The organism is Gallintestinimicrobium sp. (assembly GCF_046968865.1).
GTDB lineage: Bacteria > Bacillota > Clostridia > Lachnospirales > Lachnospiraceae > Gallintestinimicrobium > Gallintestinimicrobium propionicum.
Genome location: NZ_JBKVPW010000002.1, coordinates 52,861 through 67,816 on the forward strand (window position 1 = coordinate 52,861; position 14,956 = coordinate 67,816).

At 47.8% G+C, this 14,956-nt stretch carries 21 protein-coding genes and 1 tRNA gene; all 22 read left to right on the forward strand.

Annotated elements, in window-relative coordinates; all coding sequences use genetic code 11:
- Positions 1-9 precede the first annotated feature (9 nt).
- The 22 genes from ACLTOQ_RS01970 to ACLTOQ_RS02075 all read left to right on the forward strand — a co-directional run bounded on the left by ACLTOQ_RS01970 (position 10) and on the right by ACLTOQ_RS02075 (position 14,955).
- Complete coding sequence (locus ACLTOQ_RS01970) at positions 10-2,148, forward strand: PcfJ domain-containing protein (protein ID WP_412318597.1); 2,139 nt, start codon at positions 10-12, stop codon at positions 2,146-2,148.
- Entirely contained in the window at positions 2,145-3,620 is a 1,476-nt protein-coding gene (locus tag ACLTOQ_RS01975) for a hypothetical protein (RefSeq protein WP_412318599.1), read from the forward strand. The genes ACLTOQ_RS01970 and ACLTOQ_RS01975 overlap by 4 nt, the downstream gene beginning before the upstream one ends.
- On the forward strand, positions 3,547-4,065 hold the full coding sequence (locus ACLTOQ_RS01980) for an HNH endonuclease (RefSeq protein WP_412318600.1): 519 nt from the start codon (positions 3,547-3,549) through the stop codon (positions 4,063-4,065). Before ACLTOQ_RS01975 ends, ACLTOQ_RS01980 begins: the two co-directional genes overlap by 74 nt.
- Before the next feature lie 4 nt (positions 4,066-4,069).
- Positions 4,070-4,345: a hypothetical protein gene (locus ACLTOQ_RS01985; protein WP_262585475.1), complete on the forward strand. Its 276-nt coding sequence runs from the start codon at positions 4,070-4,072 to the stop codon at positions 4,343-4,345.
- Entirely contained in the window at positions 4,342-4,527 is a 186-nt protein-coding gene (locus tag ACLTOQ_RS01990) for a hypothetical protein (RefSeq protein WP_262585476.1), read from the forward strand. Before ACLTOQ_RS01985 ends, ACLTOQ_RS01990 begins: the two co-directional genes overlap by 4 nt.
- The gene (locus tag ACLTOQ_RS01995; protein ID WP_262585477.1) at positions 4,524-4,712 is read left to right on the forward strand and encodes a hypothetical protein; all 189 of its coding nucleotides are present in this window, start codon (positions 4,524-4,526) and stop codon (positions 4,710-4,712) included. The genes ACLTOQ_RS01990 and ACLTOQ_RS01995 overlap by 4 nt, the downstream gene beginning before the upstream one ends.
- Positions 4,712-4,834 (forward strand): hypothetical protein, encoded by a 123-nt coding sequence (locus ACLTOQ_RS02000; RefSeq protein WP_262585478.1) that lies wholly within the window; start codon positions 4,712-4,714, stop codon positions 4,832-4,834. Before ACLTOQ_RS01995 ends, ACLTOQ_RS02000 begins: the two co-directional genes overlap by 1 nt.
- Before the next feature lie 16 nt (positions 4,835-4,850).
- Positions 4,851-5,300, forward strand: a complete 450-nt coding sequence (locus ACLTOQ_RS02005) for a hypothetical protein (RefSeq protein ID WP_412318602.1) — start codon at positions 4,851-4,853, stop codon at positions 5,298-5,300.
- A complete protein-coding gene (locus tag ACLTOQ_RS02010; protein WP_308727387.1) occupies positions 5,297-5,623 on the forward strand; it encodes a hypothetical protein in 327 nt (108 codons plus the stop codon). Before ACLTOQ_RS02005 ends, ACLTOQ_RS02010 begins: the two co-directional genes overlap by 4 nt.
- Before the next feature lie 92 nt (positions 5,624-5,715).
- Positions 5,716-6,138 carry an RNA polymerase subunit sigma-70 gene (locus tag ACLTOQ_RS02015; protein ID WP_412318603.1) on the forward strand — a complete coding sequence of 141 codons (423 nt, stop codon included), beginning with the start codon at positions 5,716-5,718 and terminating at the stop codon, positions 6,136-6,138.
- Between the two features lie 105 nt (positions 6,139-6,243).
- Positions 6,244-6,714 (forward strand): hypothetical protein, encoded by a 471-nt coding sequence (locus tag ACLTOQ_RS02020; RefSeq protein ID WP_412318604.1) that lies wholly within the window; start codon positions 6,244-6,246, stop codon positions 6,712-6,714.
- Positions 6,715-6,800: 86 nt separating this feature from the next.
- A tRNA-Ile gene (locus ACLTOQ_RS02025) sits at positions 6,801-6,874 on the forward strand.
- Positions 6,875-6,985: 111 nt separating this feature from the next.
- Entirely contained in the window at positions 6,986-7,864 is an 879-nt protein-coding gene (locus tag ACLTOQ_RS02030; RefSeq protein WP_262585484.1) for a terminase small subunit, read from the forward strand.
- A complete protein-coding gene (locus tag ACLTOQ_RS02035; RefSeq protein WP_412318606.1) occupies positions 7,851-9,218 on the forward strand; it encodes a PBSX family phage terminase large subunit in 1,368 nt (455 codons plus the stop codon). Before ACLTOQ_RS02030 ends, ACLTOQ_RS02035 begins: the two co-directional genes overlap by 14 nt.
- A 15-nt stretch (positions 9,219-9,233) precedes the next feature.
- On the forward strand, positions 9,234-10,619 hold the full coding sequence (locus ACLTOQ_RS02040) for a phage portal protein (RefSeq protein ID WP_412318607.1): 1,386 nt from the start codon (positions 9,234-9,236) through the stop codon (positions 10,617-10,619).
- The gene (locus ACLTOQ_RS02045) at positions 10,612-12,225 is read left to right on the forward strand and encodes a minor capsid protein (protein ID WP_412318608.1); all 1,614 of its coding nucleotides are present in this window, start codon (positions 10,612-10,614) and stop codon (positions 12,223-12,225) included. Before ACLTOQ_RS02040 ends, ACLTOQ_RS02045 begins: the two co-directional genes overlap by 8 nt.
- On the forward strand, positions 12,179-12,355 hold the full coding sequence (locus tag ACLTOQ_RS02050; RefSeq protein WP_412318610.1) for a hypothetical protein: 177 nt from the start codon (positions 12,179-12,181) through the stop codon (positions 12,353-12,355). Before ACLTOQ_RS02045 ends, ACLTOQ_RS02050 begins: the two co-directional genes overlap by 47 nt.
- Before the next feature lie 65 nt (positions 12,356-12,420).
- The gene (locus tag ACLTOQ_RS02055) at positions 12,421-12,684 is read left to right on the forward strand and encodes a DUF6275 family protein (protein ID WP_262585489.1); all 264 of its coding nucleotides are present in this window, start codon (positions 12,421-12,423) and stop codon (positions 12,682-12,684) included.
- 12 nt (positions 12,685-12,696) lie between these two features.
- The gene (locus tag ACLTOQ_RS02060; protein ID WP_262585490.1) at positions 12,697-13,017 is read left to right on the forward strand and encodes a DUF4406 domain-containing protein; all 321 of its coding nucleotides are present in this window, start codon (positions 12,697-12,699) and stop codon (positions 13,015-13,017) included.
- 32 nt (positions 13,018-13,049) lie between these two features.
- Positions 13,050-13,217, forward strand: coding sequence for a hypothetical protein (locus tag ACLTOQ_RS02065; protein WP_262585491.1), 168 nt, complete (start codon positions 13,050-13,052; stop codon positions 13,215-13,217).
- A 141-nt stretch (positions 13,218-13,358) separates the two neighbouring features.
- Positions 13,359-13,997 carry a DUF4355 domain-containing protein gene (locus tag ACLTOQ_RS02070; protein ID WP_412318613.1) on the forward strand — a complete coding sequence of 213 codons (639 nt, stop codon included), beginning with the start codon at positions 13,359-13,361 and terminating at the stop codon, positions 13,995-13,997.
- 25 nt (positions 13,998-14,022) lie between these two features.
- A complete protein-coding gene (locus ACLTOQ_RS02075) occupies positions 14,023-14,955 on the forward strand; it encodes a hypothetical protein (RefSeq protein ID WP_412318615.1) in 933 nt (310 codons plus the stop codon).
- The last annotated feature ends 1 nt before the right edge of the window (position 14,956 follow it).

The window sequence follows — 14,956 nt, forward strand, 5'->3', positions numbered from 1 at the left end:
GCGGACAGCATGAAAAGAAAAGCGATTGAGAAAATCCCGTATCTGACACTGCCGAAAGTAGTTCGAAAGCGCACCGCAAAGTATGTTGGCGTAACGGCACTGCAAGAGATCGCAGGGGAGCAGCACCTGCTTCTGGAGGTATACAGGAATCGCGGGGATGCAAAAGAAATCCCGCTGGTTCGGATCGTGCTGACGAAAAAGGACTTTGGAAACTATTTTCCGGAAGCCGATGAGTGGACGAAGCAAAAAATTGAGGTGGACCACTATTATGACAGAAGGCTGATTTGGAATGAGCCGGAAGACCGGAAGGATTTTTACAAGACGGCTGTAGCAAAGAATACCCTTCTGGACGAAGCAGATCTGGGAAGGATCAGGAAATTTTGTACAGAACCCATCTGGCCGAAAGATAGGTGGTGGGAATACATCTATACACATGAAAACAATATCGTACTGACAAAACGGCGAGAAGCCGAGAACAGGAAGTATGAGCGCAGACAGCGGGCATTGAAAGATCGGGCGGAGCACACAGGACCGCTCCCGGAGCAGTTGATTCTGGATCGGGCAGAACGGTTGTATTTCCGCGAAAGACATTATTTGTACTACAAAAAGCGTGGATGCCGCGCCCAGATCGCATGCAGTAAATGCGGGGGTGTCGCGGACATCCGATGGAAAAGCGGGATCTCCTACGAATCCCAGTTTGAGCATCTGGAAGAAGAACCAAGGCAAGGAGATTTCGGAACGTGTCCGATGTGCGGGACACGCGGGGAGTACAAGTGCCAGGGAAAGGTCCACGGAGAGCAGGAAAGAAAAATTCATCTGTTCCTCGGACAGAAATACAAAGAGGTTGGAATGGTATTGAGATACATTCAGGTGTCTAAAGTCTGGCGGCTGGGGCTGATCGCCGGGGAAAAGGGATTGGAAATGCACAACGCGAGCGAAGAGCTCTCCAGAGTGGAAATTGCAAGGACCTATTTTTATCCGGGAGAAAAAATTCAGACGGATTATCACAAGCACAGTTATGTCGATGGAAAGGACTTCTGGGATGACTGCAACCTGTATGGAAATGTGAATATAAACATTGAAGCCGCGCCGGTTATGGCAGAGACATACGGGCAGCTGCAGGGGACGATCTTCCAGTACAGTGCGATCCGGGAATATGCTTCCCAGGTCAGCGAGTTTAACCCGGCAGATTATTTTAGACGGTACATACAGACGCCGCAGCTGGAAATGCTGGTCAAAATGGGACTGACGGAAGTAGTAAAAAAGCTGATTCGCTGTGAATACGGCATTGTGAATAATGAGTCTGCAAAGCGGCTGGATCAGTTTCTCGGAATCCGGAAAGAGCATATCAGGCTTTTGATCAGAAAACACGGAGATATCCCGACACTGGAAACGCTGCAGTTGGAAAAACGGATGAACGCAGCGTGGACGGAGGAAGAGATAGAACAGCTGACAGAAACACAGCTGGGGCGTGGACAGCTGGAAATCGCATTGAATTATATGAGTCTCCGGCAGCTGTTGAACCGGGTGCAGAAATATTCCGGGTGCGTTTACGGGACAGGCCTCAGCTGCGCTGTGAACATGCTTCGAAATACAGCAACAACGTATGTTGACTACCTGACCATGAGGCAGGCACTGGGATATGACATGACAAACACCGTTTATCTGCAACCCAGGAATCTAGAGGAAGCGCATACGGCAATGATTACAGAACAGAACCAGAAAGAAGTGGATAAGCGGATGACGGAGGTTGCGATCCGGTTCCCGAATATCCGGATCAATTACAGGAAGCTAAGAAGACAGTATTTCTGGGATGACGAAGCGTTCCTGATCCGCCCCGCCAGGTCGGCGGAAGAGATCGTGACAGAAGGCAGGCTGCTGCATCATTGCGTGGGCGGGGACAATTATCTCCGAAAGCACAATGAGGGCGAGAGCTATATTTTATTCCTGCGGCAGCAGGAAGCACCGGAAATCCCATATATCACAGTGGAGATCGATGCAAAACAGCATCGGATCCGGCAGTGGTACGGCGCACATGACAGAAAGCCAGATGAGCAGCGGATGCAAAAATGGCTGAATGACTATATAGACCGGTTAAAAAGTGGAACATTGGGAGAAGAGAAAGTAGAACTTCAGGAGGCAGTATGATGGAGATTTTGAATTATAAAAAAACGGAAATCCAGAACAGTTATGTGGATTTTAAGGCATCAATGGATGCAGTAGTGGAGCGGGTTGAGGAAGGCTTTGTACAGATCGGCTATTACTTAAAGATTGCACGGGACACACAGGTGCTGCAGGAGTCAGGCTACAAGAGTGTAACGGATTTTGCCGCCGCAGAATATGGTCTGGACAAGTCGGCGGTATCCCGATTTATTGCGATCAATGACAGATTCGCAGAAGACGGCTATTCAGACCGACTGAAAGACCAGTACCGGGGAATGGGGCGCGCGAAGTTATCCGTTATGCTACTGCTCCCGGAAGAAATCACAGAAGAGTTGACGCCGGATTACAGCAAGTCGGATATCCAGAAGATCAAGGACGAAGTGGAAGAGGAAAAGAAAGTCACGGACCTTGAAGTGATGATGGAGCAGCAGGACTTTGACACAGAGCTTTTGGACAACAGCCTGAAAAGGGCGATGTACCAGCTGGGGCATGACATTCCAGAGCTGCACCGGAAGATATGGAATGTGTGGCAGATATGGAATGGGTGGCAGCAGGAGAAGTGGCCGGAGCTTCCGCGGGAGATCATGGACATTCTGGCACCTGCGGGCGAAGGAATGCACAGCGTCAGGGTGGCTGGGATCGGACGCCTGATGATTACCCTGCACGGCGCAGATCAGGACATTGCGCTGATCAATGTCCGGTCCGGGGAAAAAGAAAAATATTCCTGGGATGACATGATGGAAGCAATAGGCCTCCTGATGGAGGGAGACACGCCGGAAGAAAGCTGGGCAAAGACTTACGGCAAAAACAGCTCAGTTGCACCGGTGCAACTCGATCCGAAGTCAAAAGTAACGAAAGCGGCAGAACCGAAACCGGGAAGCCAGGGCGCGGAAAAGAATATTCCGGAAAACGAAGAGCGGGAAGAGATGAGGCAGGAAGAGGCAGAGCAGGCAGCAGGTGTTCCGGAAGAGATCGGACCGGAGCTGTTGCCACACGGAACGTCCAAAGGAGACGGGATTTCGTGGAAGGAACCGGAGAAAAAGGAACCTCGCCCCATAGAACTGCCGCCGGAGGACGCAGTCTATACCTATCCGATGGGAACGAACGTGATGACGGACATCCGGAAAGGGCAGCGTTTTTTAATCCTCCGCATTCATGACCCGTACCGGGTCGGGAATACAGTGCGACTGCAGCATCAGAAGGATGGGGAGCAGACCGGCGCAGAGATAGATATCAGGATAACGCACCTGATAAACGACCACGGTGGGCTGGTGCCAGGATATGTGGCGCTGCAGTTTGAGATCCTTCCCGCGCCGCCGGAAGAGATACCGGGACAGATGAGCATCGACCAGATGGGAAAAGAAACAGAAGAGGACAGAAAGGATGAAGAAGAGAGTGAAAAAGAAGCTGACGCGGCAGCTGGAATTTACAGCGAAAGACCGGAAAGCGATACATAAGCGTGATAATGAAACCTGCGTCTTCTGCGCGGCCGGATATGAGCCGCCGGAAGACCCGGCCTACTGCCGGACGGCACTGCAGATCATGCATATCGTCCCGCGTTCTCAGCTGGGGATGGGAGTGGAGCAGAATGGAGTGCTTGGGTGCGTCTGGCACCATCAGATGCTCGATAACGGGAATCTTGATAACCGGAAGGAAATGATAAGGATGCTTGAAAAGCGGATGCGGCGGATGTATCCCGGATGGACGCGGGAAAAGGTCACATATCGGAAAGACAGCGTAAATGAAAAAAAGCATTTGTCTGCAGATTGGGGTGATGCCGGGAAAGAGATTGAAAAAGTACAGCCAGGCAGCAGGACGGTACCGCCGGAAGGATTTGTGTTTTGGGAAACAAAGGAGGAAGCACAGGATGTTACCAGTAAAAAAATTGAAACCGGGAGATAAGATTATGATTCGAGAAGCATGGGCACAGAAGGATGAAAACCAAAAGACTGCGCCGCAACGCCGGGCAACAGTGATCAAACAATACCCGCACCATGTTCTCGTCGAGAACGCGAAGGGAACCAGATGTTGCATCACAAATGCGGAGATTTATGGGACGGAGAAGAGAAAAGGAGTACAGGAGGCAGCAGGGATGCGCGATAGCAGCGGGAAAGAAGTGGACGTAAAAGAAAGTAAGCGGCGCTTCCCTGCACTGGAATTTGGAAAGGAGCGGAGGAGATGAGGGGGACAGCATGTGCATATAAGATCTATAAGAGAGGGCGGTATATGGGAATATACCGGGCATCAGAAATTGAAACGCTCATAGGGCTGCCGAAAGCAAGGGTGAACCGCTATGCGCGGGAGCGGATGAAATGGCAGGGAATGTACCAGGTCGTGCTGGCAGGGGAGGCGAAACGCACATGAATCTGAAAGATGTGTTGGTCGTGATTCTGGCAGCAATCGTGACAGGAGCTTTACTTTGGACTTTATGCGGCAAAGCGGCGTGGTTTATCGGACACGATGATGGACAGGCGTATGAGAGGTACATGGAATCAATGATGGAAAACGGGATGTACCCGGATATCTACGGGTACGGATGGGGGCGATAATGAAAACATGGAAAGTGATACTGATTGTCACAGTTATGATGATATTGTATTTTATGCTTCTGTTCTGGTCAATCGCGAACTATGGGCTGGACGGCGGTGGGAACATGATGTTTATGAGATAGGAGATCTTGGAAAAAGATGGAACAAAAGAAAATGAGCAAGGCATATGCTGTAGATTTCGACGGGACGCTGTGTGAAAACAGGTGGCCGGAAATCGGGGAACCGAATCAGGAGCTGATCGGTTATCTGGTCGGACGCAGGCAGCAGGGAGATAAAGTAATCCTGTGGACCTGCCGGAGCGGGGAGCCGCTTCAGAAGGCAGTAGAGTGGTGTCAGGGACATGGTTTGAAATTTGACGCCGTGAATGAAAATCTTCCGGAAAGAATTGAATTTTTCGGAGGGGACTGCCGGAAGGTGGGAGCAGATGTCTATATAGATGATAGAGCGTGGAATCCGATAACAGGTGGAGATATATCAAACATGGCAGCAGGCGAACGAGGAACCTGTGAAGGATTGGAGACAACGGAGGAACTTGCAGGGTGGAAAAAACAAATGATGAGGACATTTATGGGAGGCGGAAGCTTATGAAAAAGATAAGAGCAATAGCGGTTGCGATGGCAATGACAGTATTTTTAAGCGGGTGCTACGATTATGGAAGGGACATTACCATAATTTGTCCGGTAATAAATTATATGGCTGTGGACGGTGGAGCGATTGTTATATACGAGATGGACGGGGAACGCAGGGAGAAAAAATTTTTAGAAAAAGATGTTTACGCCTGCGATGAATCCAGCCGGATCATTGCGGTAGGGAAGGTGTACGAGGATGGATCGAGGTCGTTGAGGTTGTACCTGTACCTTAGCGAGGAGGATTATGTGCAGTACACGAAAGATAGGTTTGATTTGGATTAAATGAGTATTTAGGCGAATAAGCCGGAAAGAGCAGAATGGAAAGAAAACCTGATATTTAAGTAAGCAAATGGATGAGAAAGAAGGTGGCACCGATGGATAAAAACATCCTAAACGACTACATAGATGCATGTGCGCTGGTCCAGGAGACAGAACGGGACATCCGGGCATTAAAGAAAAAGCGCAAGACAATCATCCAGACGAATGTAAGCGGGAGCAATCCGGATTTCCCGTACCAGCCGCAGCATTTCAAGATCGAAGGGACGACATTTACCTATGCAGACGACAGTGCGCTTCGGTGGGACGAAGGCTTGCTGGAGCGCCGGAAAGCGAACGCAGAGAAGATTAAGCTGAACGTGGAAGAGTGGATGCTGACGATCCCGGCGCGGATGCAGCGGATCATCCGATGGAAATTCCTCGAAGAGCTGACATGGGAGGAGGTGGCTGTGAAGATGGGGCGGAAGGCAACGGGGGATAGTGTGAGATTGGAATTTCAGAGATTTATGGCAGAAAAATAAAAGTTTGTTCACTTTGTTCGCATTGTTCGGTTTTAAAATGTTATAGTATAAACTGACAGTAGTGGATAAGCCACTACTTCCCCCACATACATCTTTGAGAAGCACTTGACTGTAGAAATGCGGTTGGGTGCTTTTTATGATACCATATTTGGTAATATAGATTTTTGCCGGTTTATGGTGTATGATGAAGAAAAATGTATTGTGTGGGAGGGATTAAAAGTGGATTTTTTAAAAAATATAAACTTGTTCTTCGATAAGTATGGGGTGACAATAGAGGGAATCGATGCCCTGATCGGCATAATTACTGTTGCGGGAGCCGCAATATTTGGATTTGTTAGAAGAAAAAAGAACAGAAAAAGAGAAGAAAAAGCTAAAATTATTATCAAAAATTCAGAACTTGAAAATTCCCAAGTAGCAGAAACGATTAATAATTACGGATTATCACATTCTGAGGTAAAAGAAGTGGCAAGAGACGTTGTTACTCAAGAGACTCTAAATAAGCCTAATGTATATATTCAGAAAGAAGAGCCTGTAGATGCGAAACTGGGAGATATTTGGTATAAAATAGAGGAATAAACATATAGTTCACTGATTTATTAACAAGTATGTTGAAGGAGCAGGATTAATCCCTGCTTCTTTTCTTTTCCAAAAAAAACAACAACGGACCCTTAGCTCAGCAGGTCAGATCATCCGGCTCATAACCGGTCGGTCGCAGGTTCGATTCCTGCATGGTCCACTGGCCAACGTGCCAACATTGGTTTCTCCTTGATCCTCCTAGCGGAATGCTGTTAAGGGCTGTCAAAAGTCCGGAAGGATTTTATTTGTAAATGAATTGAGAGGTGGTGAGGTGAAAAGTGAGAAAGTAAGAGAACAGGCTTTTCGGGATTATCAGGAAGGAATGAAGTATAAGGAGATCGCTGAAAAGTATGGGGTAAGTCTTTCGACGGTCAAGTCCTGGGCGTCGAGATACTGGAAAAAAGGTTGCAACCTTGAAGAAAAAAAGTTGCAACCAAAAGGGAAAAAGGTTGCAACCAAAGAAAAGAGTAAAAGAGCCGTTGCGGAAGATGTTGGTCAAGTATTGGAAAATGCTGATTTAACAGATAAACAAAGGCTTTTCTGCTTATATTATGTTCGGTGCTTCAACGCTACAAAAGCATATAAGAAAGCATATGGCAGCAGCTATGATGTCGCAAATTCGGAAGGATACCGTCTCCTTGTAAATCCTTGTATCCGGGATGAGATTATGAAGCTGAAACAGAACCGTCTGAACCGCGAGCTTTTGGATGAGCATGATATTTTTCAGAAGTATATGGATATTGCATTTGCGGATATGACGGATTATGTTTCGTTTGGGCGTGAAACCGTTCCAGTAATGGGGGCGTTTGGGCCGATCACGGTGACGGATGAAAAGACGGGAGAAAAAATTCCGCTGACAAAAGAAATAAACGTGGTAAAATTCAGGGAATCAACGGATGTGGATGGGACGCTTATTGCCGAAGTCAAGCAAGGGAAAGATGGTGCAAGTGTGAAACTGATGGACCGGATGAAGGCAATGAATTGGCTGACGGATCATATGGATCTGGCAACGGAAGAGCAGCGCGCCCGGATCGCTGTCCTGAAAGCGAAGACAAATGTCGCAGAAGATGAGGATGCGGCAGCAGACGATGGTTTCCTTGCGGCACTGAATGGAACCGCAGGGGAGGACTGGTCGGATGAGGCAGATTAAGCGTTTTTTCCAATTCAAGCCGTTTTCGCAAAAGCAGCGAAAAATCCTGAATTGGTGGTGCCCGGATTCCCCGGTAAAGGGTTATGACGGGATCATTGCAGATGGCGCAATCAGATCCGGCAAGACAGTGAGCATGTCGCTGTCCTTTGCGATCTGGGCAATGGATACGTTTAACGGACAGAATTTTGCCATGTGTGGCAAGACGATCGGTTCATTCAGACGAAACGTTCTGTTTTGGTTGAAGCTGATGCTGAAAAGCCGCGGGTATCAGGTCTCAGATCACAGGGCGGATAACCTGGTGATTATCAGACGCGGGGCTGTGGAGAACTATTTTTATATTTTCGGCGGCAAGGATGAACGATCACAAGACCTGATTCAGGGCATTACGCTGGCGGGTGTTTTTTTTGATGAAGTGGCGTTAATGCCGGAAAGCTTTGTAAATCAGGCAACCGGACGCTGCTCTGTACAAGGGTCAAAATACTGGTTTAACTGTAACCCAGACGGTCCGTATCACTGGTTTAAAATAAACTGGATCAATAAATCGACCGGATACCTCGGAAAAGAGAAGACAGCGAAGGTCAGGGCGGAAGCCGCAGCAAAAGGGCTGGAAGCAGGGCTAAAAAATATCTTGTATGTCCACTTTACGATGGACGACAATTTGAGCCTGTCAGAAGAGATCAAAGCCAGGTACCGCAGTATGTACACCGGCGTGTTTTTCAAACGCTACATTTTAGGCTTGTGGGCAATGGCGGAAGGAATTATCTATGACATGTTTGACGCTGATAAGCATGTACAGAAGATAACAGATTTCTTCCGGTGTCTGAAAGACGGCGGGCGATATGTAAGCTGCGACTATGGTACGCAAAACGCAACTGTTTTTTTACTATGGAACAAGGGCAACAACGGGAAATGGTACTGCGTTCGGGAATATTATTATTCCGGGCGTGCGAAAGGGAAACAGAAAACAGATGGAGAATATGCAGATGATTTTGAAAAGTGGCTGGATGGCGTCCCGATCAGAGCAGTGATTGTAGACCCGGCAGCCGCTTCTTTTATCGCGGAACTGAGGAAACGTGGATATCGTGTCCTGAAAGCAGACAACGATGTGGAGGATGGCATACGAGAGGTTGCCTCCATGCTTAACATGGGCTTGCTGGTATTTTGCGATACCTGCATCAATACGATCATGGAATTTGGATCCTACATCTGGGATGAAAAAGCAGCACAGCAGGGCGAGGACAGACCGGTAAAAGAAAATGACCACGCGATGGACGCAGTAAGATATTTTGTGTATACAATTCTGAGTAAGCGGACAGGGCGTGTGAAAAATAAAGCAAAATACGGCTTTGATTAAAGCGAGGTGATATGGATGTATAAGTTTACAATGCCCGCGGACAAGTGGGACGAAACAGCACCAGACAAGCAGGCAATCCGGCTGCTGATTATGAAGCATCAGAAGTTTAGAGAGAAGCTTGCAAAAAAGAAAAAGTATTATGAAGGCGAGCATAAGATACTGGATGAAGCGGAGCGCAAAAATAAGCTGGTGTGTAACCATGCAAAGGACATTGCTGACACGGCATCCAGTTATTTTATTGGGAATCCGGTATCCTACAAAAGCAGCGCAGACATTGCTGCATTGACGGAGCCGTTGGAACTTGCCGGGGCAGACGAGGCGGACGGGGATAATGGTCTGGATTTGTCTATTTACGGGCTCGCTTTTGAGTATATTTACGCAAAAGAGGGCGAAACCGATCTGATTATCAAGAATCTGTCCCCGGAAAATACCTTTATGGTATACGACGACAGCATCGAAGAAAACGAGCTGTTTGCTGTGTACTATTCCATTCGCAAGGACGACGGGCACGATACAAAAATTATATACGTCGCCACCGTCGTTACGAAGAATTTCCGGTATGTGCTGGACATCGAGGATATCGAGGGACCACAGGCACTGCTGGAAGAGCCAGAACCACACTACATGGATGAAGTGCCGATTGTTGCATATCAGAACAACAAGCTTGGTATTGGGGACTATGAGCTGCAGATCCCGCTTATCGACGCGTACAACGCTCTGATGTCCGACCGTGTGACGGATAAAGAGCAGTTTGTAGATGCGATCCTTGCCCTATATGGCTTTATGCTGGGGGACGAAGCGGGAAAAGATGCAGACGGTAGGACAGCGCCGCAGCGGTTAAAAGAAGATAGGCTGCTGGAAATGCCTGCAGATGCGAGGGCGGAATACATCACGCGGACGTTTGATGAATCCGGTGTTGAGATCCTGAAAAAGGCAATCGAGCAGGACATCCACAAATTTTCCCATATTCCGTGCATGTCCGATGAATCGTTTGGCGGCAATGTGTCGGGAGTAGCGATGGAGTTTAAACTCCTTGGAATGGAAAACATTACGAAGATTAAAACGAGGTATTACCGCAAGGGGCTGCGCAAGCGGCTCCGTATTTTTGCCAATTTTCTCTCTAAAAAGGGGATTGCGGTAGATATTACAGGTATTACGCCGACCTTTACCCGCGCGATGCCGAAAAATCTGCTGGAAATTAGTCAGATCGTAAGTAACCTGTGGGGGAAGGTAAGCCGGAAAACGTTGCTGTCTCAGGTTCCTTTTGTGGATGATGTGGACGAAGAGCTGAAAGCTGTGGAAAAAGAAGAGCAGGAGAATCTGGAAAAGCAGCAAGCCATGTTTGGACTGGGCAGCAATACGCCGCCGGGCACACCGCCAAAGGATGATGTAGATGAGTGATTACTGGGAACGTCGGAAAGCGCAGCAGATGTTTGAGTATATGGCTGGAACGGAAGAGCGGGCGGGTAGTATCGCAAAGCTGTATCTGCAGGCATCCCGGTATTTTGCCGGAAAGATGGATACAATCTTTGAACGATACCGGAAGCAGAACGGGCTGAGCGAAGTGGATGCAAGGCGGCTGCTGAACCAGATCAGAACGCCGGGAGATATCGACGAATTAAAACAGCTGTTGCGGCAGGCGACGGAGGACGGGAACAGCGAAAAGCGCAAACAGCTCCTTGGAGAGCTGGAAGCTCCGGCATACCGGGCAAGACTGGAACGGCTGCAGCGGATGTATGGCAATCTGGATAAGGTTATGCAGAGCATTTATAAGCAGGAGCAGATCGAGCACGAAGCATGGTATTTAGAGCTGGCAGCAGACGCATATTATCATTCTGTGTTCGATCTGCAGGGGCAGACCGGTCTTGCCTATTCCTTTGGGTATATCTCCCCGAAGATGATAGAGCGTGTTATTAACAGCCGGTGGAACGGTGCAAACTACTCCGAACGCATATGGGGCAACACCCAGAAGCTTGCTGACGACCTGAAACAGGAATTACTGTTAAGCCTGGTAACGGGAAGGACAGACCGGGAAGCGGCAGAGGTATTTGCGCAGCGCTTTGCTGTGGGCGCAAGCTATGCAAGACGACTGATCCGGACAGAATCCTGTTATCTATGTACCCAGATGGACATGTTAAGCTATGAGGACTCCGAAATTGAGTATTATCGGTATCTGGCAACGCTGGATTTACGGACATCAAAAATTTGCCGGGAGCTGGACGGCAAAGTATTCAGGGTTGCGGATCAGCAGACAGGCGTAAACGCTCCGCCGATGCATCCGTGGTGCAGGTCAACTACTACAGCGGCACTGAGCGACGAAGATTTAGCCCGGCTTACCCGCAGGGCAATCGATCCGGTGACCGGAAAAGAAATCCATGTGCCTGCCGGCATGACATACGATCAATGGTATCAGACCTATGTAGTCGGAAATCCGGAAGCGGAGCTGAATGAAAAGAAGATCAGAAACCGATATTCTGACCGGAAGCAGCTCGAACGGTATCGGGCAATCATCGGCGACGACATACCGAAAAATCTGGATGATTTCCAGAATTTGAAGTATAATGAACCTGAGAAATGGAAAGAGCTTAAATCCTTAAAGGCGTACCTGAAAAAACATCCGGGGAACACCCGGCAGGATTACGATGTCCAAACAGCGCTGAAAGAAGCCGGAATAAAAGGAGTTGCAAAAGTAAACCCTGAAAAGCTCGATGTTTCTGGATATACCTATGATGCGGATCACATTAATACAGAGCGTTCCCACATGGTCAGCCGTGAAGAGGCGGAACGATTTATAAGGGAATCTGATGTGTCGCTTACCCGATGGAATGGCAGGTTTGTAAATTATTACAGCAAAGACGGGGCAACGTATGTGGATGTAGAAAACAAGAGCATCAGGACATCTTTTTCAAGTAGAGAATTTGATGGAAATACTTTAAAAATCAGGGAGGTTGTAGAAAAGTATGCAGGAAAGAACGATTGTGTGCCCAATCCTGAAAAAGCAGATTGATGATACGATCTGCTACGATATCCATATGAATGTCGAGGGGCTGCTTCCTGACTGGGGAGTACCAAAGGAAGTTGTATGTATACCGGACTACAAGCGGATTTGTATGGAATGCAAAAATCATAAGGAGTAAATACCACCAGTCAAAAGACCGGTGGTATTTTTATACCCATTTTTAAGAAAGAGAGGAAGAGCAACATGGAAAATGAAGAATTTTTAAGACTGTGTAAAGCAAAGGTAGCTGAGTACACCAATGCACATATGGATAAGACAGATCGGCAACAGATACATGTAAATGACGTTTATTTAGTGTGGAGTTGCAAGGCATTACAGAACAACAAAGCACTGCTTAGCACTACAGTTCCGGATGGCATGTACTACGAACTGACATACAACGGCGATAAAAAGGAACTATATTTGGATGCTTATAAGAAATTTGAAAATCAGTGTTTTAAAATGTAGGAGGAGAAGAACATGAAGGCAATGTTATCACAGCCAATGGCTGGAAAGACTGACGCAGAAATTATTGCAACCAGAGAAAAAGCAATCAATGCATTAAAAGAAAAGGGATATGAAATTGTAAATACCCTTTTTACAGATGAATGGTATAGCAAAGAAAAAATGGAAGAACGCGGAGTCGTGCAGATTCCTTTATGCTTTCTTGCAAAATCCTTGGAGAATATGAGCTTGTGCCATGCTGCATATTTCTGTAAAGGATGGGAAAATGCCAGAGGATGCAGATTAGAGCATGATGCAGCAGTAGCCTATGGATTAGATGTCATTTACGAAGAATAATTGCGCCAGCGCAACGGAGGGAGGTGAGAGCGGTGAAAGTGAAATGTATCAAACGTTACAGCGACATCAGGCTGAAAGAGATCATTGAAGTCGGAACTGTTCTGGAAGTAGATAAAGAAAGAGCAGAGCATCTGATCCATGACGGCGTTGCTGAGGCGGTAAAGGAAACTGAGAAGGCAGCAGGCAGGGGAAAGGAATAGGTGATCCAAACATCTCCCTCTGGGACGCAGGGTGAAGCGTCTTATTTTTGCGTCTTTTTCTGCCAGACGTTAAAGAAGCAGATTCCATAAACTGAATGGCCCGGGCGTGAATACGAATAGGCTGGGCAGAAAGGAAAAGACATGAAAAACAGATTTGCAAAAGCAGTATGCAAATACCCACTGAATATCCAGTTTTTTGCGGAGGGAGACGGTGCTGGTGCCGGAGACGGAAACGGCGGTGGTTCCGGAAGCGGATCGGATGGAAGTGGCACAGGCGATGGAGGAAGCGGGAGCAATGGGCAGAGCTTTGACGATTTCCTGAAAAATGGAAATCAGGCAGAGTTTGACCGCAGAGTGAATAAGGCGGTTGAAACAGCAGTCGGAAAAGCCCGTGAGAAATGGGAACTGCTGACGAACGATAAGCTGTCCGAAGCAGAAAAGCTCTCCAAAATGACAAAAGAGGAAAAAGCACAGTATCTGGCACAGAAGCACGAAAAGGAGCTTGCAGACCGGGAAGCAAGCATTACCAAACGGGAGCTTATGGCAGAAGCAAAAAATACCCTTACCGAGAAAAAGCTGCCACTTGGTCTGGCGGAAATTTTGAACTATACGGATGCGGAAAGCTGTAAATCCTCTATGGCAGCGGTCGAAAAAGCGTTTCAGGAAGCCGTGGAAGCTGCGGTAGAAGAAAAGCTGAAAGGCGGGAAACCGCCGAAAAAGGCAGGTGATCAGGGCGATGATCTGGCTGCGCAGGTTGAAAAAATTATGATGGGGTACTAACCCGGAAAGGAAAGGGAAATAAAGAATGGCAATTAACACATTAGCGACTGCAACACTGTTCCAGAAGACTCTGGATAAAGCTGCAGTGAGAGAAGCTGTAACCGGATGGATGGACGGAAACGCAGGACAGGTTAAGTACAGCGGCGGCGCGGAGATCAAGATTCCGAAGATGTCTGTGCAGGGGCTTGCGGATTACGACAGAGACAACGGCTACCAGCAGGGCGGCGTTACTCTGGAATACGAAACCAGGAAAATGACGCAGGACAGAGGAAGAATGTTCCAGCTTGACCCGATGGATGTCGACGAAAACAATTTTGTGACCACTGCAGCCGCAGTTATGGGGGAATTTCAGAGAACTTTTGTAATTCCGGAAATCGACGCATATCGTATTTCTAAAATTGCAACAGAAACAATTACCGCAAAGAAAGCGGGCATGATCGAATACGGCTATACCCCGGGCGCTGCAAGCACTTCTGCGCTGAGAAAACTGAAAGAGGGCATTAAGGCAGTAAGAGACCTGTATAATGGTCCTTTGGTATGCCACGCAACCCCTGACTTTATTATGGAGCTTGAGTTGGAACTTGCAGGAAAGATTACGTCGGTGACATTTGCTAAGGGCGGCATTGATACGCAGGTACCTTCTGTGGATGGCGTGCCGATCATTTCCACACCATCCAACCGGATGTACAGCGCTATTAAGATTCTGGACGGTAAGACTGTCGGGCAGGAAATTGGCGGTTACAAGAAAGGTGATGCTGCAAAAGACCTGAACTTCTTTCTCTGCCCCAGAACTACGCCGATTGCAGTTACCAAACAGGATGTGATGAGAATCTTTGATCCTATGACAAACCAGAAACTGAACGCATGGCAGATGGATTACAGACGATTCCATGACATCTGGGTGCTGGACAACAAACTGGACAGTATCTTCCTGAACATCAAAGACGCGGAGGGCTGAT

Excerpts from the sequence above, each read along its gene's own strand:
- ACLTOQ_RS01990 (WP_262585476.1), top strand. The coding sequence starts at position 4,342 with ATGAGGGGGACAGCATGTGCATATAAGATCTATAAGAGAGGGCGGTAT.
- ACLTOQ_RS01975 (WP_412318599.1), top strand. The coding sequence starts at position 2,145 with ATGATGGAGATTTTGAATTATAAAAAAACGGAAATCCAGAACAGTTAT.
- ACLTOQ_RS02010 (WP_308727387.1), top strand. The coding sequence starts at position 5,297 with ATGAAAAAGATAAGAGCAATAGCGGTTGCGATGGCAATGACAGTATTT.
- ACLTOQ_RS02050 (WP_412318610.1), top strand. The coding sequence starts at position 12,179 with ATGCAGGAAAGAACGATTGTGTGCCCAATCCTGAAAAAGCAGATTGAT.
- ACLTOQ_RS01970 (WP_412318597.1), top strand. The coding sequence starts at position 10 with ATGAAAAGAAAAGCGATTGAGAAAATCCCGTATCTGACACTGCCGAAA.
- ACLTOQ_RS02035 (WP_412318606.1), top strand. The coding sequence starts at position 7,851 with ATGAGGCAGATTAAGCGTTTTTTCCAATTCAAGCCGTTTTCGCAAAAG.
- ACLTOQ_RS01985 (WP_262585475.1), top strand. The coding sequence starts at position 4,070 with ATGATTCGAGAAGCATGGGCACAGAAGGATGAAAACCAAAAGACTGCG.
- ACLTOQ_RS01995 (WP_262585477.1), top strand. The coding sequence starts at position 4,524 with ATGAATCTGAAAGATGTGTTGGTCGTGATTCTGGCAGCAATCGTGACA.
- ACLTOQ_RS02040 (WP_412318607.1), top strand. The coding sequence starts at position 9,234 with ATGTATAAGTTTACAATGCCCGCGGACAAGTGGGACGAAACAGCACCA.
- ACLTOQ_RS02015 (WP_412318603.1), top strand. The coding sequence starts at position 5,716 with ATGGATAAAAACATCCTAAACGACTACATAGATGCATGTGCGCTGGTC.
- ACLTOQ_RS02000 (WP_262585478.1), top strand. The coding sequence starts at position 4,712 with ATGAAAACATGGAAAGTGATACTGATTGTCACAGTTATGATGATATTG.
- ACLTOQ_RS02045 (WP_412318608.1), top strand. The coding sequence starts at position 10,612 with ATGAGTGATTACTGGGAACGTCGGAAAGCGCAGCAGATGTTTGAGTAT.
- ACLTOQ_RS02070 (WP_412318613.1), top strand. The coding sequence starts at position 13,359 with ATGAAAAACAGATTTGCAAAAGCAGTATGCAAATACCCACTGAATATC.
- ACLTOQ_RS02005 (WP_412318602.1), top strand. The coding sequence starts at position 4,851 with ATGGAACAAAAGAAAATGAGCAAGGCATATGCTGTAGATTTCGACGGG.
- ACLTOQ_RS01980 (WP_412318600.1), top strand. The coding sequence starts at position 3,547 with ATGAAGAAGAGAGTGAAAAAGAAGCTGACGCGGCAGCTGGAATTTACA.
- ACLTOQ_RS02075 (WP_412318615.1), top strand. The coding sequence starts at position 14,023 with ATGGCAATTAACACATTAGCGACTGCAACACTGTTCCAGAAGACTCTG.
- ACLTOQ_RS02055 (WP_262585489.1), top strand. The coding sequence starts at position 12,421 with ATGGAAAATGAAGAATTTTTAAGACTGTGTAAAGCAAAGGTAGCTGAG.
- ACLTOQ_RS02060 (WP_262585490.1), top strand. The coding sequence starts at position 12,697 with ATGAAGGCAATGTTATCACAGCCAATGGCTGGAAAGACTGACGCAGAA.